The organism is uncultured Sphingorhabdus sp. (assembly GCF_937872355.1).
Lineage (GTDB): Bacteria > Pseudomonadota > Alphaproteobacteria > Sphingomonadales > Sphingomonadaceae > Sphingorhabdus_B.
On record NZ_CALMSV010000004.1, the window covers coordinates 1 to 3,716 of the forward strand.

General features: G+C 59.7%; 1 protein-coding gene and 1 pseudogene. Both read left to right on the plus strand.

Annotation, left to right across the window (positions count from 1 at the left end):
- Positions 1-42 precede the first annotated feature (42 nt).
- A pseudogene (locus tag Q0239_RS18130) lies at positions 43-2,654 on the plus strand (Tn3 family transposase).
- Between the two features lie 142 nt (positions 2,655-2,796).
- Positions 2,797-3,663, plus strand: a complete 867-nt coding sequence (locus tag Q0239_RS00080; protein WP_298596476.1) for a recombinase family protein — start codon at positions 2,797-2,799, stop codon at positions 3,661-3,663.
- The last annotated feature ends 53 nt before the right edge of the window (positions 3,664-3,716 follow it).

Sequence of the window (3,716 nt, forward strand, 5' to 3'; positions counted from 1 at the left end):
CGGCATTGCGCGGAGATTTTGCGGCATCTCGGGTTCCGCCGTATGACGCAGACGGATCGCAGGGCGTTGTCGAGGTGGATTTCCGACGATCTTTGTGCGGGCGGGCAGCCGATCAATGCCATGCTCGAGCATGTTTTCCTGTGGTGCCGCGACCGCCGTATCTATGGGCCGTCGCGCAAGGAGCTGGAACGCCTCGTCCGTTCGCAACGACACCTCTATCTGGAGGCCCTGTTGGCCCGAGTCCGCGATCGGCTTGCGCCGGATGCGGTCGCCTTGCTGGAAGCCTCGCTCGCCGATCCCGATGGCCCGACCGGCTTCAACACGATGAAGGGGGATGCAGGTCAGGCGACGCTCGAAAACATTCTTGGCGTGACCGCCAAACTCGCCTTTATCCAACGGCTTGCTCTTCCCCGAGATTTCCTATCGGTCACGGGCAAGGCATGGGTCGATCAGATCGTTCGCCGGGTTGCCGGCGAGAAAGCCTCGGAGATGCGCCGGCATGTACCGGCGCGCCAGCTCGGGCTCTATGCCGTTTATCTGATGGCGCGGGAAGCTCAGCTTACGGATGCGATGGTCGACCTGCTGATCGAGACGGTCCATAAGATCGGATCGCGCTCGAAACGCAAGGTGGTGGGCGATATCGCGAAAGACATCGAGCGGGTCTATGGCAAGGAGCGACTCCTGGTCGAGATTGCCAGCGCTTCGATCGACGATCCATCCGGGCGCATCTGCGATGTCATTTTCCCAATCGCCGGCAAGGACAAACTGGCGGCGATCATCAAGGAAAGCCAGGCAAAGGGCGCCTTGGATCGGCGGATCTACAAGGTGATGCGGAGGTCATGGGCCAATCATTATCGCCGTATGCTGCCAAGCCTGCTTTCGGCACTGGAGTTCCGGTCGAACAACGCCGTGTGGCGTCCGGTGCTGGCGGCCCTGGACTGGATCAGAAGCAAAGTGGATGATGGATGCCGCTACGTGCCGCCGCACGCAGTGCCGGTCGACGAGGTCATTCCGGCGAGATGGCGCAGTTCCGTCATTGATGAAGAGGGGCGCGTAAACCGGATCAGTTATGAGCTTTGTGTCCTCGCGCAACTGCGCGATCGCATCCGTTCTAAGGAAATCTGGGTTGTCGGGGCGGACCGATACCGCAATCCCGATGACGATCTTCCCAAGGACTTCGATGCGCGGCGAGAAGCATATTACACAGGATTGAACCTGACGGCGGATGCGCGTGCATTTTCAAGCGCCATCCGGGAAGAGCTTGCTCAGGAACTGTTGCTCCTCAATGCCAATATTCCCCGGAACGACAAGGTTCGGCTGCTGTGGCGCGGCGAGAACCGTATATCTCTCACCCCGTTCAAACCCTTGCCCGAACCCAGGGGTCTCGCCTCGATCAAGACCGAGATCGGCCAACGCTGGCCGATGACCGGGCTGCTCGACGTACTGAAGGAGGCTGCCCTTGATACGGGACTTCTCGAAGCGTTCGAAACATCGGCCTCGCGTGTTGCACTGCCGAAAACCGCGCTGGATCAACGTCTCCTGCTATGCCTCTACGGCCTGGGAACGAATGCCGGGCTCAAGCGGATCGCCGGCGCCACCCCGATGTCAGCTATGAAGAGCTGCTGCATGTCCATCGCCGCTTCGTTCATGCCGCGGCGCTCAAGGAGGCGTGTGCCAGGGTTGCGAATGCGACCCTGGCAATCCGCAATGCTGCAGTCTGGGGGGACGCCGGCACGGCCTGTGCGTCAGATTCCACAAAGTTCGGAGCCTGGGATCGCAACCTGATGACGGAATGGCATGCGCGTTATGGTGGACGGGGCGTCATGATCTACTGGCATGTCGAACGACGCGCGACATGCGTCTATTCCCAGCTCAAGCGCTGCTCTTCCTCCGAGGTCGCCTCCATGATCGAGGGCGTGCTGCGCCATTGCACCGACATGGAAATCCAGCGACAATATGTTGATAGTCATGGCCAAAGCGCGGTTGGCTTTGCATTTTGCCGGCTTCTCGGATTTGAGCTTGCACCCCGCCTGAAAGCGATCGCTCGCCAGAAGCTGGCTCTTCCCGATGTCGGCATGCGAACGCGGCTTCCCCACTTGCAGCCGATCCTCTCCAGTCCGATCAACTGGGATGAGATCGAGCAGCAATATGACGAGATGGTCAAATATGCAGCCGCGATGCAGACAAAAACCGCCGACCCGGAGGCGATCCTGCGCCGGTTTAGCCGCTCCGAGGTGATGCACCCGACCTACAAGGCGTTGAGTGAGCTGGGCCGCGCGGTCAAGACGATCTTCCTGTGCCGGTATCTGCGCGAGGAGTCCTTCCGCCGCGAAATTCATGAAGGCCTGAATGTCGTTGAAAACTGGAACAGTGCCAATGGGTTCGTTTTCTTCGGCAAGGGCGGCGAGATCGCCACTAACCGCATCGATGAGCAGCAGCTCTCGGTCCTGGCGCTACATTTGCTGCAAGCGTCGCTTGTCTATGTGAACACCCGAATGCTTCAGAGCGTGCTGGTGGAACCGAAATGGACGGGCCGGATGACGCCGGATGATTATCGCGGCCTCACACCGCTGATTTACAGCCACGTCAATCCTTATGGCCGCTTCGACCTCGATCTGAATAGCCGGATCGATTTTGGGCGGCTTGCTGCCTGACCGGGGCCTTTCCGCTCGCACCATTTGGGTGCACCCGAACGTGACGATCGGAAGTGACATATACGACATGTCACAAAAGGGTGGTTCCGTCACCAATGTTACTGTACGAGGGCAAAGCCACCCTAATGTGACGGATTTGCCCATGACCCGCGTCGGCTACGCCCGCGTCAGCACCATCGACCAGGATCTCGACATCCAGGTTGCCCGGTTGAAGGCAGCGGGCTGTGAAATCCTCCGCTCCGAAACAGGCTCGGGCGCATCGCGCACTGGACGCACGGAGCTTGAGACGATCATGCAGTTCCTGCGCGCCGATGACGAACTCGTCGTCCTGCGTCTCGATCGGCTCGGTCGCTCCACACGCGATGTTCTCAATCTGGTTCATGAACTCGACCAGAAGGGAGCCTCATTGCGGGTGCTTGAGCCGGAGGTGACGACGGCCGGAAGCATGGGGCGGATGGTGATCACCATTCTGGGCATGGTCGCGGACATGGAACTGACGTTCATCAAGGACCGGCAGCGCGCCGGGATCGAGGCGGCGCGCGCCGAAGGCGTCTACAAAGGCCGGAAGAAAAACATCGATGACGATGAAATCCGACGCCGGATCACCGCCGGCGCGAGCAAGGCCAGCGTCGCGCGCGACCTCAAGATCTCAAGAATGACCGTCTATCGGGCGCTTGACGTCATTCCTTCAAGGATCGGGCTGCCGGAAAAGCCGCCTTCTGTCACCATCGCCCTGCATCTGACCATCGAGAACTTCAACAAGCATGGTCGTGGCAGAAAGCCCGCTCGCGAGCGCATTGAGGCGATGCTGGAGCGGGATTACCAGATGCAAAAGACCGGGAACTGCGATTACACGCTGACCGTCGCCTATGATCAGGGTGCCGATGGCGTCAGCCTCGATGATGAGATCGCATCTCTCCAGACAGAGATGTTCAACATCGCAGAGAGCTACAGGTGCTCGATCGAGGTCGATATCCACGAAATCGGTGGTGACGACCGGTCCTGGTAGGCACGAACGTTCAACATTCGTTCTTCAACTTGGCCAAAATCGCAGCTTCGGGC